Raw genomic sequence first — 15,394 nt, 5'->3', positions numbered from 1 at the left:
CGCTTTGACAGCGAGCTCTCGTCGGTACGCTCCTCATATGGCGAAGCAGATCAGACCAGGGCTCCGCACCGTCGATCTCAGAGCAGCTCGACCGATAGAGAAGAAGGCGGATCCAGAGCTGCTCACACCAGAGCATCGAGCATGGCGTGACCGTGTCCTGCAGCGTGCTGGCTATCGGTGCCAGGCCGTTGATGATGGTCGGCGCTGTGCCGTCTCATATCCATCACGTCTCTTCGCCGACCACATCGTGGAACGAAAGGATGGTGGTGCACCACTCGACCTCGACAACGGCCAATGCCTCTGCGGAAAGCACCACACCCTCAAGACGGCCGCTGCTCGAGCCGAACGGATGAGACAGGCGTTCTGATGAAGAACACATTCAAGATCAAGGTTGGTGAGACGCCAGCCCTGTGCAGCATCGAGATGAACGGTGCTCCGCTCCAAGGCGTCACCCGCGTCTCCTTCGACCTCGATGGTCAGAGGAAACCAAACGTTCTCCGACTCGAGATCATCGGCGAGATCCAGGTCGAAGGCGAATTCCATGACCGTGTCATCGCGTCGACTGAACCTCACGATCCAGAGCAGTCTGGCCCACGCTGAACCGGGGGGGGTCTCGATCTCTGGGGCGAACCGGGGGTCGAACCGCCCGGGGCTCATGTTCACAAAATTTTTTAGCCACCCTGAAAAACGGGATTGTGGCGCTCAAAACCCGAAAATAATCGGCGGTTTGTCGATCGAGCCAGCATGAAGACACCCAAGCGCGGCCGCGGTCGGCCGGCGTTCCAGCCAACCGCCGCGATGCGCCGCACCGTCGAACTGATGGTCTCCTGTGGCGACAGCAAAGAGACGGTGGCCCGGGCGATCGGTTGCTCCGTTCCAACGCTCGAGCTCCATTTCGACGAGGAGCTGAAGAACGGTTACGCCAAGAAGCGCCGCGAGATCCTGACCTGGATGGAGCGCGGCGCCCGGAAGGGCAACGCCACGCTGATCAAGCGGCTCGAGGAGATGACCAGGGTCACCGGCGCCGCGGCGGACTTCGAAGCCCAGCAGAAGGATGGTGCCTCACCAGCGCCTGTCGCTGGACCGGCGCGCGCGGCGAAGCGAGGCAAGAAGGAAGTTCAGCGCGAGGACGCCTTCAACGCCGGCGTGAATTCTGAATGGGGTGACGATCTCGCGCCGCTGCCGGGCACGAAGCCGAACTGATGCAAGGCTGGTCGACGGCTTGCTTAGACTGGGAGGCCCGCATCATCGCCGGCCGCAGTCTGATCCCAGATGGCCTGCCGATCGACCGCGCCCGCGCCGAGAAAGCGCTGCGCATCTTCAAGCGGCTGAAGGTGAAGGACATCATCGGCAAGCCGACGCTCGGCGAGGTCTGCCCGCAATGGATCTTCGATCTCGTCTGGGTGGTGTTCGGCGCCCATGACAGCGCGGCGAAACGACAGCTGATCCGGGAATTTCTCGTCCTGATCAGCAAGAAGAACGCGAAGTCGACCATCGCGGCTGGCATCATGGTGACGGCGCTCATCATGAACCAGCGCGCCATGGGCGAATATCTGATCCTGGCGCCGACGAAGGACGTCGCCGACAACAGCTTTCTGCCCGCCCACGGGATGATCACCGAGGACAACGCCCTCTTCAAGCGGTTCAAGCCGAGCGACACCACGCGCGAGATCATCAATCGGCTCGATGATAGCGTGCTGGCGGTGAAATCGGCAGACGCCGATGTCGTCGGCGGCCAGAAGGCGATCTGCTCCTTCATCGACGAGCTCTGGCTCTTCGGTAAGAAGGCGTCCTCGGCGAACGTGCTTTCCGAGGTCACCGGATCGCAGGCGTCGCGGCCGGAAGGATTCACGATTTACGCGACGACGCAGAGTGACGATCCGCCGACCGGCGTCTTCGCGCAGAAGCTGCTCTATCACCGCGGCGTCCGCGACGGGAAGATCGAGGATCCCACCTCCCTTCCCCTGATCTATGAATATCCGCCGCAAATGGCGAAGGACCAGGCGTGGCGCGATCCGAAGACCTGGCACATCCCGAATCCGAGCATCGGACATTCGGTCGACGTGCAGTGGCTGACGACCGAGCTCCGCAAGAAGGAGCTCGAGGGCACCGCATCGCTCAGCCTGTTCGTCTCGAAGCACTTCAACATCGAGGCGGGCCTCGGGCTCAAGTCGGGCAGCTGGGCCGGCGCTGAATTCTGGCTTGGCAATCCGAAGACCGGCGCTTCCAATGTCGATCGAACGCTGACGCTGAAGGAAGTGATCCGTCGATCCGACGTCATCGTGATCGGGATCGATGGCGGCGGCCTCGACGACCTGCTCGGCCTTGCCGTCCTCGGCCGCGAGGAACCCACGGGCAAGCTCCTACTGTGGTCACACGCCTGGGCGCACGAGATCGTGAAGGAGCGCCGCACCGATATCGCCTCGAAACTCGAGGAGCTTTCGGATCTCGGCGAGCTCACCTTCGTCGACCTCCCCGGCGAGGACGTCGAGCAGCTCGCCGAGATCGTCTTCGAGATCGAGGCCTCCGGCAAGCTTGCCGCGGAGAACTCCATCGGCGTCGATTCCTTCGGTGTCGCCGCGATCACCAAGGCCCTTACTGGCGAGGAAAGCCCGATCGAGAAGGACCGCATCGTCGGGATCTCGCAGGGCTGGAAGCTCAACGGCGCAATCAAGGACACCGAGCGGGATCTCGCCGGCGGCGTCATCGAACATGACGGCGGCGCGTTGATGAGATTTGCCGTCGGGAACGCCAAGGTGGTGCCGCGCGGCAACGCGATCTCGATCGACAAGCAGGAATCCGGTTCCGCCAAGATCGACCCGCTCATGGCCGCCCTTCACGCCAAGGTCCTGATGGGCCTCAATCCGGAGGCCGCCGGAACAGCTGAAATCCTCGCAATCTGAGAGGCGCGACTATATGCGATCGGTACCGCTGGTCCCGCGCCGGAAGGACGCGGCGCCCGTCTCTGCTGGCGAAGATGAAGCCAAGGCGGTGGATTTCTCGCCGGAACTGTGGGCGGCAATAAACGGGGGCTGGGGCCTGCCGACGAAGTCGGGCGTTCAGGTCTCGACATCGGCGGCGCTTCAGGTAACCCCGTTTCATCGGGGCATCCTGGTCATAGCCGAGGGCATCGCCCAGCTGCCGATCGAGATCCATAAGCGGAGCTCGAAAGGAACGGAGCCGGCCATCGACCATCCGGCTTATGACGTCCTACTGCATCGCGCCAACAACCTGCAGGACGCCTTCCAGTTCTGGCGCACCACTCTGATGCATGCCGCCGGCGCGGGCGACGGCATCTCCTACAAGGTGATGGTAGGCGGCCAGCTGAAGGAGCTGATCCCGATCCGGCCGGAATGCGCCGCGGTCAACCTGCCCAACCAGTATAATTTCGTGACCTATGACCTCACCTTCGAGGGAGGCGGGTTCGCGACGGTTGGTTCCGACCAGGTCCTGCACATCAAGGGCCCGTCGTGGTCGACCTACAAGGGGCTCGATCCGGCCGTCATCGGTCGCGAAGCGATCGGGCTCGCGAAGTCGACAGAGGAAACCCACGCCCAGTTGCATCGCAACGGGGCGAGACCGAGCGGCGCGCTGGAATCCGACCAGAAGCTGACCAAAGCGCAAATCGACAACCTTCGCTCGCAGTGGCAGGAAAGCTTCGGAGGCGTCGCCAACACCGGGAAGACGCCGGTTCTCTCCGGCGGCTTGAAGTGGCACCAGATCACCCAATCCGGTGTCGATGCCGAGCACATCGACACCCGCAAGCTCCAGATCGAGGAAATCGCCCGGTTGCTCGGCGTTTTCCCGATCATGCTGGGGCATGCCGGCGACCAGTCACCGACTTTCGCCAGCGCTGATGCATTCCTCGAGGCGCACGTCCGTTACACGCTGCAGCCGTGGATCAAATCGGTGCGCTCCGCGGTGGAGACACAGATCCTCACCAAGGAGGAGCGTGCCGCCGGCTATTACTGTCGCTGCGACACCTCGGAGCTGCTGCGCGGTTCGTTGAAGGACCGCACCGAGTATTACAAGGCGGCCCTGGGAACCAATTCGTCCCCTGGCTGGCTGCGGCCGAATGAAGTCCGCGAGGATGACGGCTGGAATCCGGACGACGAACCGAAGATGGACGAGGTTTGGCAGCCCGCCACGATGGCGCCGGCCGGCCAGGAGCCGAAGCCCGGTCAGGCTGAGACGAAGGCGACGCCGCGCTCGCTCTATGTCTGCCGCAAGCTGCTCAACACCGACGCGTTCCTGAAATGGGCGCATGGTCAGGGCTTCAAGAACACGCTTCCGGCCGACGAGCTGCACGTCACGATCGCTTACAGCCGAGCCCGGATCGATTGGCTGACCGTGGGCGAGAACTGGGTGCAGAACCCAAAGGGGACGCTGACCATCGCGCCTGGCGGCCCGCGTGTCGTTGAAGCTCTCGGCAAGGATGGCGCCGCGATCGCGCTGCTCTTCGCGTCGACGGATCTGTCCTGGAGGCACATGGCAATTCGTGAGGCCGGGGCGTCATGGGATTGGCCGGAATACCAGCCTCACGTGACGATCACGATGGATGCGGCCGGCGTCGATCTCGACAAGGTTGAACCCTACCGCGGCGAGCTCGTCTTCGGCCCTGAAATCTTCGAGGAAGTCGACCCAAACCCGCAAGACCGCGCCGACAGCGGCTCAGCTACGGAGTGATCTGACATGAAAATCGGCTGCATCGGCGCGCCGTTCGAATTCAAGTTCGCGGACAACGGCAGCGCTCCTCGCGGATCCTTTGAGGGATACGGCGCGGTTTTCGGCAACATCGATAGCCACGGCGATGTCATTGAGCCAGGCGCCTTCGCGAAGTCACTCCTCGACCGCCAGCGCGAGGGCCGTCCGTTGCCGCCGATGTACAAGATGCACGGCGCCATGACCGGAAACCGCCAGGAGCCGGTCGGGGTCTGGGACGCGATGTCCGAAGATGCGAATGGCCTGCATGTGAAGGGCCGCCTCATCGGCTTGGATACCGAACAAGGCAAGTGGAATGAGGCCCAGGCGCGCGAAGGCGGCTTGAAAGGGCTCTCCATCGGCTATCGCGTACCGCCGAACGGCTCCAGGAAGGGAAGTGACCGGCCAGGGGAGGCGAAACGCTTCATCAAGACCGCAACGTTGCGTGAAGTCTCACTCGTCGACGATCCTTCAAATGCGCTCGCCAGGATCTACGCCATGAAGGCGGCTGCCGGCGAGGACAACTTCGCCGACGAGATCAAGACCATTCGTGAATTCGAGGACTTCCTACGGGATGTAGGCGGTTTCTCGCATGCTGCCGCCAAAGCGATCGCCGCTGGCGGCTTCAAGGCAAAGCCGGACCCTCGGGATGAGGACGGGATTGGCGATCACATCCGGGCGCGCCTCGGCGAGCTCGCAAACCTCATCCGCAAATAGGAGTGTTCCGCAATGGAACTGACCGAAATCAAGACTGAGATCGACAAGGCGATCGAGCCTGTCATGACCGCCTGGACGCAGTTCCAGGCGACCAACGATGCCCGTTTGAAGGAAATCGAAAAGAAGGGCTCTGCCGACGTTCTGCTCGGCGAAAAGCTCGGGAAGATCGAGACCACCCTTCAGCAGTACGAAGGCATCAACCAGAAGCTGACCCTCGCCGAGCAGCAGGCAAAGGCCGCCAAGGATGCTGCGGAGCGCGTCGAGATCGCCCTCGCCCGCATCCCCAACGACGCCCGCGCCCGCAAGGACAAAGACGAAGCCAAGGTGATGTTCAACAACTGGGCCAAGGCTGTCGTCCGCGCCCACGCTGTTGGTGTCGTCAACCTCAGCGCCGACGAACAGAAGATCCTGTCCGACGTCACCAATGAGGCGAAGGCGCTCAACGTCTCGACCGACACCGCCGGCGGTTATCTCGCTCCGACGGAGTACGTCGCCGAGATCATCAAGGCGGTCACGCTCTCCAGCCCGGCCCGCGGCATCGTCCGCATTCGCAACACCGCGAACAAGGCGATCCAGATCCCGAAGCGCACGGGCCAGTTCGCTGCCCGCCGCGTCACGGAAAACGGCACCAAGAGCGAGACCACCGGTCTCACCTACGGCCTCGAGGAACTCAACGCTCCCGAGATGTATGCCCTCATCGACATCTCCAATCAGATGCTCGAGGACGCCGCCTTCGACATGGAGGCGGAGATCCGCGAGGAATCCGCGGAGCAATTCGCCGTCAAGGAAGGCGCCGAGTTTGTCTCCGGCACCGGCGTCGGCGAATACGAAGGCATTCTGACCAACGGCTCCGTCGCTGAGACGGTGTCGGGTACCGCGGCCACGATCGCTGACGCGGACGGCCAAGCCAACGGCCTGCTCACCCTGAAGCACGCCATCAAGACGGCCTATGCCGCGAACGCGACCTGGATCTTGAACCGCACCACCATCGGCGCGGTCCGCAAGCTGAAGGACGCCCAGAAGAACTACATCTGGATGCCGGGCATCGCCATGGGCAAGCCGAACACGATCGACGGCGACCCCTATGCGGAGTTCCCCGACATGCCTTCCGAGGGCGCCGGCCTCTACCCAATCGCCTATGGCGACTTCCGCCGGGCATTCACCATCGTCGACCGCGTCGCGATGGAAATGCTGCGCGATCCGTACACCCAGGCAACCAGCGGCAACATCCGCTTCATCTTCCGTCGGCGCACCGGCGGCCGCGTCGTCCTCGCCGAGGCGATCCGCAAGCTGAAGTGCTCGACCTGATCCTAGTCACTGGCGGGCGGCCCTTTGTGGCCGCCCATCATTTTTGGCCGCGAGCTGATGGCCGGGGACGATCATGGCAACTCAAAAGGACGACGCGGGCGCCTACAATGTTGTAGGTTCCCTGACTTCTACAGCGCCGTCGCTTTTGATTTCCGCGCCTGGCACTTACCGCTTCTCTCGCGTTGCTGGTGCTGCGTGCGGAGTGTTCAGTGGCTAGGCTGTTTGATCGGCTCTTCGGGCCGCTGACACAGCCTGCTCTGGCTGGCGGAGGCGCGATCCCAGAGGCGGCCGGAGCAGATCTCGTATTGCCCGCGCCTGGCGCAGGCGGCGCTATCTACTCGACCAACGCCATCTCAGGTTCAGCGCTTGCCTGCTGCCGCATCGTGCAGCACCTCCGACAGCGCCGAGATGGACATCGGCTTCCGCACCATCAGCCGCAAGATCGACATCGCCACCGCCATGGCGTTCAAGCAGTCGGCGTCCGATACCATCTTGGTCAAAACATGGTACGACCAGAGCGGCAACGGAAACCACGCGACGCAGACCACGCAAGCCAATATGCCGCGGCTGCTGGCGGGCCGCAACGCCATAGTCGCCGGCACGCGCCGCGCCGACAATACGCAAGCCAACGCAATTCCGCGGTACTTCAATATCCCTGCCGGCGTTGCATTCGATCGCCTTGGCAATACCAAGCTCATGGTGTTCGCCTCCTCGGTGTCGCTCCAAGGCATGACGCCCTACGAGTTCCCGAACAACGCTCAGTCCGACGCGCTGCTGCTCTCACAAAGCAACGCAATGTCGATTCGCTGGTATCCTGGCGCGGTCAACGACAAGACGCCGGCGGCCAAGGACGTGCTCGAGTTCTACGGCATGGGGACCGGCGCAACCGGATCCGGCATCTTCCGCACCACCGGCAGCAAGAGCACCATCACCGCGCCGACGACGCTGGCTATCGCAGGCGGATATCTCGGGTTCAGCTCTGTCGCGAGCGCCTGGAACAAGGCGGCGCGGCAGGATTATTGCCTATTCGCCATCTACCCGTCGCAGTTGACTGACACGCAGATCACGGATGCCCGCACGGCAGCGATTGCCGCTTTCGGCATTCCGACGTCGTTCGACAACAACCTGGTCTTCGTCGGCGACAGCATCACCGAAGGCGTCTACACCGACGACTGCAAGACTTTGCCGCGCCTTGCGTCTGCTGCCGTCTCGGCTTCGAATAAGCAGATATGGAATCTCGGCATTGCCGGTCAAACCATGGCGACGATCGCCACCAATCAGGCCGCCAGGGAGGGGACGCTCTACAGCGGTTCGATTAGCGGCAAGAATGTCTTCCATTTGTGGGCCGGTACCAATGACATCCTCGCCGGCACGGGCGTCGCATCGACCATCATGGGCCAGATCCAGACATGGGTTGCCAACCGGAAAGCGCAGGGCTCAAGTGTGCGCTGTGTGGTGGGTACGTGTTTGCCAAGAACTGGTTTTGGTGCCGCAGGAAGCGCAAAAGACCTAGACCGGCAAGACCTGAATACGCAGATACGCAATAATGCTTCCGTAAACGGGTACACCGTGGCCGATTTTGCTGCGGATGCCGTACTGGGCCTGGTCGCCACGACTGCGGACACGTCCATTTATCCAGACGGCACACACCTCTCGACTGCAGCCTACGAGCAATACGCAGCACCAATCAGCGCCGCGGCAATCATCGCCGCGCTGGCAGCCTAATCAACCTAACCTAATGGAGGTCGCATTTGGCCGATCTCGCCTGAACCGACCTTTGGCGGGGCCCGATCGCGGGCTCCGCGCTCAGCTCACCCTTCCCTGCAACCCAACTACGGGAGACCGAAATGGACGACCTTTATTCCAGCTACAACGTGCAGCGGGCGATTTCCCCCGTTGCCGTCGGCACCACCGGCACCGGCCAGACCGGCAAGATCATCGACCGCAAGGGCTATATCGGCCCGGTCCTGTTCGACATCGGCTACGGTTCCATCACCGCGACCAACGCGACGCTGACCGTCACCGTGAAGGAAGGCGACGTCACCGGCACGATGACCTCCGCAGCCGACGCCGATTTGATCGGCACAGAAACGGCCGCCGGCGTCGCCGCAGCGGCAACCCGCACCTCCGGCACGTCGAAAAACGTGTCGAAGAAGATCGGCTACAAGGGCGGCAAGCGCTACGTGCAGTGCAACGTCAAATCGACGGTTACCGCGGGCACGCTGATCTCCGCCAACGCGATCCAGCGCGCTGCGTCGCAGCCCGCCTCGTAAGCTTTTTCTGGCGCGCCGGCCTTCGACAAGCCGGCGCGTACTCTCCTGCTCGACAACAGGAAGCCCTCATGAACATGCATATCTATCCGGAGCTCGACAACGGAGAGCGCCAGGTGGCGCCGACGATCGGCGGCATCCGCCGTGATCATGTGGCGCGGTACGAATTCGCGGCGAAGCTGCTCGGCAAGCGCAAGAAGCGCGTCGTCGATCTCGCCTGCGGCATCGGATATGGGGGCGCCGTGCTCGCTGACGCCGGCCACGACGTCATCGGCATCGATCGTAGCGCAGCCGCCATAGATTATGGCAAGGCGCATTTCGGGCGCCGCAAGGTCGCGCTGCGCGCCGGCGATGTCATGGAAATCGCCGGGTACGAGCGCGGCGCCTTCGACGCCGCGGTCTGCTTCGAGACCATCGAGCACCTCGCGGATCCGCTGCCGATGCTGCGCGAGCTGCGCAAGGTCGCCGGCATCCTGATCGCCAGCGTGCCGAACGAGGCGGTGTTCCCCTTCAAGGGATACCGGTTCCACCACCGCCATTACACCCGGGTCCAGTTCGCCGCCCTGCTCCAGGAAGCCGGCTTCGAGGTCACAGGCTGGTATGGGCAGCTCGGGCCAGATTCCGAGGTGGAACCAAACGTTGAGGGTCGCACCCTCGTGGTGACAGCGAAGCGGTCGAACCGCTCGGTGAAGCCTATCACCGCGGCCGCACCGCCGCCGGCCGTCGAAACGGCGCCGGCGCACGTCTGCATTCTCGGCCTCGGTCCCTCGCTCGAGGCCTATGTCGACATCGTGAAGCGGCTGGGCGGCCGTCACGCTTTCTGCGACGAGGTCTGGGGCATCAACGGTGTCGCCGGCGTCGTGCAGTGCGACCGCGTCTTCCATATGGATGACGTCCGCGTCCAGGAGGTCCGCGCCGCAGCCCGTCCGGACAGCAACATCGCCCGGATGCTGGAATGGATGCGCAAGCACCCCGGCCCGATCTACACCAGCCAGGCGCACCCCGGCTACCCGGGCCTGGTCGCATATCCCCTCGAGGAGGTAATCAACTCCTGCGGTTGGGCATACTTCAACAGCACGGCGGCCTATGCCGTGGCCTACGCCGTGCACATCGGGGTGAAGAAGATCAGCTGCTGGGGCTTCGACTTCACCTATGCGAATTCGCACCTCGCCGAGAAGGGCCGCGCCTGCGTCGAATTCCATCTCGGCATCGCGGCGGAGCGAGGGATCGAGATTGGGTTCCCGGCGGTGAGCTCGCTGATGGATGCCAACGCCCCGATCCGCGACCGCCTCTATGGCTACGACATGGTCGACCTCGCCTTCCAGGACACCGGGGAACGCCACGTCGTCACGATGACGCCGCACGCCAGGCTCCCCACCGCTGACGAGATCGAGGGGCGTTACGACCATTCGAAACCAACTGTGCCAGCAAATCTCCTGGCAAGGTCGGCGGGCTGATTATGGGACGCCCGATAGTCGACCTGACCGGAGAGCGCTTCGGTTCGCTCATCGCGGTGGAAGTGCAGGCTCGATCAGGCCGCCGGCCAAGCTGGAAGTGCCGGTGCGATTGCGGCGAGTTCACATTCGCAACCAACGGAGAGCTTCGCAGCGGGCGCAAGCCTAGTTGCGGCGCCTGTGCAGCCATTCGGGTGAAGGCGGCACAAGAATCGCACGGTTTTGGCGTCAAGGGCGAGGCCTGCGTAAACCATAAACATGGCCACGCCGCACGCGGTTGCCATACGAAAGAATATCGAGCTTGGGCCTCTATGATCGCGCGATGCGAATTGCCGTCGCAGAGGAGCTATCCCGAATATGGCGGACGCGGGATCCGAGTTTGCGACCGTTGGCACGCCAGCTTCGAAGCTTTCCTCGACGATGTCGGGCCAGCTCCTAGCTCTGGCCACACCATGGATAGGCGCGACAACGACAAGGGTTATGAGCCCGGCAACGTTCGTTGGGCGACGGCATCGGCGCAAGCCAACAACAAACGCGGATCAGTGAAGATTTCGTACGACGGCGAAACCAAGACCGTCGCGGAATGGGCCCAAGCGATCGGCGTAAAATACGCAACTCTCTGGGCACGCATCTTTGTCCACGAGTGGCCACTCGACCGAGCGCTCGCATTACCCTGAAAAAGGAGAAATCCCATGAGCATGAAGGCAGTCAACGTTCTGCAGACCGTCCGCGTCGCCGACGGCGGCAATATCCACGGCCGCGAGATCGTCAAGGGCACCGAAGATGAGGTTCCGGAGGAGCTCTTCGAAGGCCTGGAGAAGGCCGGATACGTCGAGGCTGTCGGCCGGAAGAAGGGCAAGGCCGCGCTGCCGGATGACGGCCCGACCATCGCTGAATATATCGCTGCCGGGTATCCTGCATCGAGCTATCCGCCCGCAGGCTACACTTCGCGCAGCACGGAAGAGGAAATCGCGACGGCCGTGAAGGCAGAAGAGGACGCGGCCGCCAAGGCAAAGGCCGACGAAAAGGCGGCGAAAGCTCTGGCGAAGAAGCGCGACGCCATGCTCGCCGACCTCGCCGTGCTGTCCGACGACGACCTCGCCAAGATCGTCGAGACCGAGAAGGTCGCAGTCGATGCCGCCGACGGCCGCGACATCATCATCGGCAAAATCGCCGACGCCCGTCTCGCCGCATAAGGCCGCCCCTTGCGCTCCTTCCTGACGGTCACCACCCCTGCCAGTGACCGCACACTCCTCACGATCGAGGAGATGCGGGCCGCCGCCGGCGTCACTGGCGGCGCCTCTGACTCTGATCTGCAGGCGATGGAGGCGCAGAACGCGGCCTCGATCATGACGGAGTGCAATATTGCCGTCGGCGCTGGAGCGCCGCCGACGCTGAAAAAAGAGACCCTGACGGAAACGATCTATCAGGCCTACGGCGAGAACCTGATCCTCTCCCGCCGGCATGAGATCAATGTCGCCAGCCTCGTCGAGGATGGCGTCACGCTTCTCAACACCGATTTCCAGGTCGACCCGGAATCGGCGATCGTCATCAAGCTCTGCGACGATTACCCGGTCTGCTGGTCGGCGAAGAAGATCGTCGTCGTCTACGAAGCCGGTTTTGCCACAGTGCCCGGCGATCTCAAAAAGGTGGCAACCGACTTTCTGCGTTCGACCTGGCTGGAGAAGTCCCGCGATCCGCTGGTGAAGAGCGAGCGCGTCAAGGTCGAAGGCGTCGACGAGACGGAGAAGCAATTCTGGGTCGGGTCGGTGCCCGGTCAGTCCAATGAAGGTGCCGTTCCCGACATCGTTGCGGGCCAGCTCACGCGGTTCCGAAACTACCAGGTGTGACGGTGGCCGATCTCTCCGATACCCCGGCCGGGATGATCTCCAGGCTGGACGAATCGCTGCAGAAGCACGGTGAGGACGCCACGCTGAAGCGCGGCGCCACCAGCGTGGCGGTTCGCGCCTCGGTGCGTCCGATCCGGCCGGAACAGCTCGCCGGTGACATCGACGAGACCTTCAACAATGTCATCCTGAGCCCGACGCAGCTGAACGCGGCGGCGTGGACGTTCCCGGTGAAGAAGGGCGATAAGTTCGTCGAGGCCTCCGGCAAGGAGCGCAACGTCGAGTTCCCGAAGCATATTCGCGTCGGCAACACGCTGGTGCGGATCGAGCTCCTCGTCGGCGGCTGATGCCATTCGAGACCTTCGAGCGCGATCTGCGGCTCGCCACCGCCGGCCTCCAGCCGGCCGAGATCGACAAGATGCTCGCCGCCTTCGCGCGCAGCGAGCTCGCCGAGGTCATCGCCTCCGGAGAAGGCACGAAGAACTACGATCGTTTCGTCAATGGCCGCAGAGGCGCGGCCGAGGAGACCGTGCGGGCACCGGGCCCGATCCTCTACGTCTTCAATTGGTGGGACGACGTCATCAATGCCGCTTTCGAGGAGCTCGAAAAGCGGTCACCCCGCAAGACTGGCAGATATGCGGGATCATTCATCGTGATCAGCAACGGCCAGCTCGTCACCGACTACTCTGGCCTACGCGGCGACACCGAGGTCATCATCACCAACTTCCAGCCTTACGTCCGCAAGATCGAGGCGCGGGACAAGAAGGTATTCGCCGGTGCGAAGCTCGCGTTGGCGCGCCGCTTCGGCAACTCATACCGCGTCGAGATCCGCTTCTTGAGCATCGCTGCCGGTGTTCACCCGTCGATCCCGTATATTCTGAAGGGCGAATACGCCCGCCTGCGGAATGCCCGCATCGCCAATCCCGCTCGTTTTCCTGGCCAGAGCTTCCCTCGCCGCAAGGACCAGGAGCCCGGCCAACCGATCACCTATCCCGCCCTCATCATAAACGCGCTCTGATGTCATCCGTCGCCGCCTTCGACACCATTTCGCAGCGTCTGACTGCAAATTGGACGTCGACTCCGCTCGTTTTCGAAAACGATCACTATGACCTGCCGAATGCGGCGGCGGCGTTCGTCTATGTCGAGATCTGGGCGATCCCCGGCGGGTTCGATCAGGCGTCGATCGGTGCCGGTGCCCGCGACGACAATCTCTGGCGCGAACACGGCACGCTCGACATGCACGTCATGGTGCCGAAGGGGACCGGAAGCCGAGACGGTCGCGACAAAGCTGGACAGCTGATCGACCTGTTCAGAGGGCAAGACCTTAGCGGCCTCACCTTTCTCGAGGCTTCAATCGGAGAAGGCCAACCCGGGCGGCCCTTCGCCAACTACTGGGCAATGACAGCATCCATCTCTTGGAGACGCGACCAATGATCACCGTGAAGAAGCCGTTCAACACCCCTCTGCGGCGCTGGAAAGAAGGCGACACCTTTGAAGCCGGCGAGGTCGATCTCGCCCCTCACACGCTCGATTCCCTGAAGGCCGGCCAGTTCATCGCCGTCCCTGCAACCAAGGCAAAGGCGGACGCCGCGCCTGCACTTCCGGAGAACAGCAATGACTGACGCAAATCGCCTCCGCCTCTCGCATGTGCGCGAGGTGACGCTGGGCACCACGCCCGGTACTCCGCGTATGCGAAAGGCGCGCATCACCGGCGAGAACATCCGCTTTGCGCCGACCTATGTGAGCTCGCTGGAACTGCGGTCAGACCGCATGAACAGCGACCCGATCGAGGTCAACATCACCAATCAGGGCGCGATCAACGGCGAGCTCTCCTTCCCGGTCGACGATTCGCCGTTCTCTGACTGGCTGGAAAGCCTGTTCTACAACTCGTGGAGCAATCAGCCCTTCCGCGACAATGACGGCGCCGCTGACAGCGTCATCACGGCGGTGACGACAACCAACACGGAAGTGACGCACACCACTGGCGCCGCCTTCGTCGCCAGCCAGCTGGTGCGCTTCACCGGTTTTGGCGTCGCCAACAACAACGGCGTGTTCAAGTGCACGACCGGCGGCACCACGACCTCTCGCTATGTCGGTTCCGGCATCACCGATGAGGCCGCCCCAGCCGCTGCGGCACGCATGAAGGTCGTCGGCTTCCAGGGTTCCTCCGGCGACATCACGGCGACTTCGACGGGGATCGGTTCGACCACTCTCGATTTCACCACGCTCGGCCTCACCGTCGGCCAATGGATCAAGATCGGCGGTATCGCGGCCGGCGAGCAGTTTGCTACCGCGGCGCTGAACACCTTCGCCCGCATCACCGCCATCGCCGCCAATGCTCTCACGCTCGACAATCTGCCGGCGGCATGGACCACCGATACCGGCACCGGCAAGACCCTCTCGGTCTGGGTCGGAGATCAGCTGAAGAACGGCACCACCCAGCTCGGCCAGACGCTGGAGCGCGGCTTCCTCGGCCAGGACACCCCGAACTACCTGATCTCGCGCGGCATGGTCGCCGGCCAGGCCACCTTCAACTTCGTCACCGAGCAGATCGCCACCTGGTCAATCACCTTCCAGGGTCTCACCGGCGAGCAGACCACGACGTCGCTCGATGCCTCGCCCGACGACGAGACCACCAACGCCATCATGGCGGCGGCGGTAAATGTCGGCCGCATCGCGGAAAACGGCGTCATCATCGCCAACAAGAACTACATCCGCTCCTGCACCTTCACGATCAATAACAACCTCCGCAACATTGGCGGCATCCGCTCCGACGGCCTCGTCGGGCCGGAGGCGATCGGAACCGGATCCTGCGATGTCGGCGTCGCGATCGAGACCTATTTCGGTTCCAGCACGCTGCTGACGAAGCTTTTCAACAACACGGCAACCAACATCAATGTCCGCATCGCCAAGAACAGCCAGGCCATGATCTGGGCGGTGCCGCGTGTCACCTTCACCGACGGTTCCCCGAACGCCACGGCGAAGAATACGGACGTCATGCTCTCGCTGCAGAGCCAGGCGTCGAAGGACACGTTGACCGCGGCCCACGTCCTCCTCGACCGGTTCGAATACTACCAGTGATCCGAGTTCCCGCGCC

The 15,394-nt window shown here is 63.1% G+C and carries 17 protein-coding genes; all 17 read left to right on the top strand.

Annotation, left to right across the window (positions count from 1 at the left end; translation table 11 throughout):
• Positions 1-366 precede the first annotated feature (366 nt).
• The 17 genes from EN874_RS19545 (at position 367) to EN874_RS19470 (ending at position 15,378) form a co-directional block, all read left to right on the top strand.
• Positions 367-600: a hypothetical protein gene (locus EN874_RS19545; protein ID WP_127426649.1), complete on the top strand. Its 234-nt coding sequence runs from the start codon at positions 367-369 to the stop codon at positions 598-600.
• Between the two features lie 144 nt (positions 601-744).
• Positions 745-1,203, top strand: coding sequence for a hypothetical protein (locus EN874_RS19540; RefSeq protein ID WP_127426650.1), 459 nt, complete (start codon positions 745-747; stop codon positions 1,201-1,203).
• Positions 1,203-2,903, top strand: a complete 1,701-nt coding sequence (locus EN874_RS19535; protein ID WP_127426651.1) for a terminase large subunit — start codon at positions 1,203-1,205, stop codon at positions 2,901-2,903. The genes EN874_RS19540 and EN874_RS19535 overlap by 1 nt, the downstream gene beginning before the upstream one ends.
• Before the next feature lie 13 nt (positions 2,904-2,916).
• On the top strand, positions 2,917-4,686 hold the full coding sequence (locus EN874_RS19530; RefSeq protein ID WP_127426652.1) for a phage portal protein: 1,770 nt from the start codon (positions 2,917-2,919) through the stop codon (positions 4,684-4,686).
• A gap of 6 nt (positions 4,687-4,692) precedes the next feature.
• Positions 4,693-5,418 carry an HK97 family phage prohead protease gene (locus EN874_RS19525; RefSeq protein WP_127426653.1) on the top strand — a complete coding sequence of 242 codons (726 nt, stop codon included), beginning with the start codon at positions 4,693-4,695 and terminating at the stop codon, positions 5,416-5,418.
• Positions 5,419-5,430: 12 nt separating this feature from the next.
• Positions 5,431-6,726: a phage major capsid protein gene (locus EN874_RS19520; protein ID WP_127426654.1), complete on the top strand. Its 1,296-nt coding sequence runs from the start codon at positions 5,431-5,433 to the stop codon at positions 6,724-6,726.
• 366 nt (positions 6,727-7,092) lie between these two features.
• A complete protein-coding gene (locus EN874_RS19515; RefSeq protein ID WP_145971766.1) occupies positions 7,093-8,451 on the top strand; it encodes an SGNH/GDSL hydrolase family protein in 1,359 nt (452 codons plus the stop codon).
• 122 nt (positions 8,452-8,573) lie between these two features.
• Positions 8,574-8,999 (top strand): hypothetical protein, encoded by a 426-nt coding sequence (locus tag EN874_RS33745; RefSeq protein ID WP_168247685.1) that lies wholly within the window; start codon positions 8,574-8,576, stop codon positions 8,997-8,999.
• Between the two features lie 68 nt (positions 9,000-9,067).
• Positions 9,068-10,453 (top strand): class I SAM-dependent methyltransferase, encoded by a 1,386-nt coding sequence (locus tag EN874_RS33740; RefSeq protein ID WP_168247686.1) that lies wholly within the window; start codon positions 9,068-9,070, stop codon positions 10,451-10,453.
• Positions 10,454-10,455: 2 nt separating this feature from the next.
• Positions 10,456-11,127, top strand: a complete 672-nt coding sequence (locus EN874_RS19505; RefSeq protein ID WP_127426657.1) for a hypothetical protein — start codon at positions 10,456-10,458, stop codon at positions 11,125-11,127.
• 15 nt (positions 11,128-11,142) lie between these two features.
• Positions 11,143-11,646 carry a hypothetical protein gene (locus EN874_RS19500; protein WP_127426658.1) on the top strand — a complete coding sequence of 168 codons (504 nt, stop codon included), beginning with the start codon at positions 11,143-11,145 and terminating at the stop codon, positions 11,644-11,646.
• A 9-nt stretch (positions 11,647-11,655) separates the two neighbouring features.
• Positions 11,656-12,300 carry a hypothetical protein gene (locus EN874_RS19495; protein WP_127426659.1) on the top strand — a complete coding sequence of 215 codons (645 nt, stop codon included), beginning with the start codon at positions 11,656-11,658 and terminating at the stop codon, positions 12,298-12,300.
• A 2-nt stretch (positions 12,301-12,302) separates the two neighbouring features.
• Positions 12,303-12,644 (top strand): hypothetical protein, encoded by a 342-nt coding sequence (locus tag EN874_RS19490; RefSeq protein ID WP_127426660.1) that lies wholly within the window; start codon positions 12,303-12,305, stop codon positions 12,642-12,644.
• On the top strand, positions 12,644-13,315 hold the full coding sequence (locus EN874_RS19485) for a hypothetical protein (RefSeq protein WP_245513800.1): 672 nt from the start codon (positions 12,644-12,646) through the stop codon (positions 13,313-13,315). Before EN874_RS19490 ends, EN874_RS19485 begins: the two co-directional genes overlap by 1 nt.
• On the top strand, positions 13,315-13,731 hold the full coding sequence (locus tag EN874_RS19480) for a phage tail terminator-like protein (RefSeq protein ID WP_127426662.1): 417 nt from the start codon (positions 13,315-13,317) through the stop codon (positions 13,729-13,731). Before EN874_RS19485 ends, EN874_RS19480 begins: the two co-directional genes overlap by 1 nt.
• Positions 13,728-13,919, top strand: a complete 192-nt coding sequence (locus EN874_RS19475; protein ID WP_127426663.1) for a hypothetical protein — start codon at positions 13,728-13,730, stop codon at positions 13,917-13,919. Before EN874_RS19480 ends, EN874_RS19475 begins: the two co-directional genes overlap by 4 nt.
• Positions 13,912-15,378, top strand: coding sequence for a phage tail tube protein (locus EN874_RS19470; RefSeq protein WP_127426664.1), 1,467 nt, complete (start codon positions 13,912-13,914; stop codon positions 15,376-15,378). Before EN874_RS19475 ends, EN874_RS19470 begins: the two co-directional genes overlap by 8 nt.
• Positions 15,379-15,394: the final 16 nt, after the last annotated feature.

The sequence above is a fragment of the Mesorhizobium sp. M1D.F.Ca.ET.231.01.1.1 genome (assembly GCF_003999155.2).
Lineage (GTDB): Bacteria > Pseudomonadota > Alphaproteobacteria > Rhizobiales > Rhizobiaceae > Mesorhizobium.
This window is presented reverse-complemented; position numbering and strand designations above follow the sequence as displayed.